The following is a 462-nucleotide window of genomic DNA, read 5'->3' as shown; positions in this document are numbered from 1 at the left end:
CCCGCCGGGACCGACGCCGAAGAAGACCCGGACACGGCAGGCCGGGTCGGCGGGCAGCAGCAGGCAGCGCAGGCCCGCCGCGTACTCCTCGGGGTCCAGGCCCTGTTCGGCGGCGCTGGCGCGGAGCCGGCCCAGGCTGCGGTCGGTGAGACGGTGCAGCCCCGACTTCAGGTCCGCCCGCCGGGCGGCCCGCATGTCCTGCGCGAGCCGGGCCTGGCTGCGGCCCACGGCCCGGCCGATCCAGTGGCACACCTCGGCGGCCGCCCGGTGCGCGCCCGGCGTGGCACGGGCGCCGGTCGCCATCGCGACCAGGAGCAGCGCCTGGTCGCCGGTGCCGAAGCGGGCGGTGAGCAACGAGTCGCGGCGCGGCTCGCCCCGGTAGCGCGCGGAGTCCCCGCGCACGGACGCGGCCCGCAACGTGCAGGCCCCGTACCGGGCCCCGTCCAGGACGGTGTCCGCGAC

The 462-nt window shown here is 79.4% G+C and carries 1 protein-coding gene; it reads right to left on the bottom strand.

The genetic code is table 11. The features are described from left to right. Nucleotides 1-462: protein phosphatase 2C domain-containing protein (locus J1M44_RS11325; RefSeq protein WP_206481107.1), on the bottom strand; the 462-nt coding region annotated here is incomplete at both ends.

Source organism: Micrococcus sp. KRD128, assembly GCF_017168395.1.
Taxonomy (GTDB): domain Bacteria; phylum Actinomycetota; class Actinomycetes; order Actinomycetales; family Micrococcaceae; genus Micrococcus; species Micrococcus luteus.
This window is presented reverse-complemented; position numbering and strand designations above follow the sequence as displayed.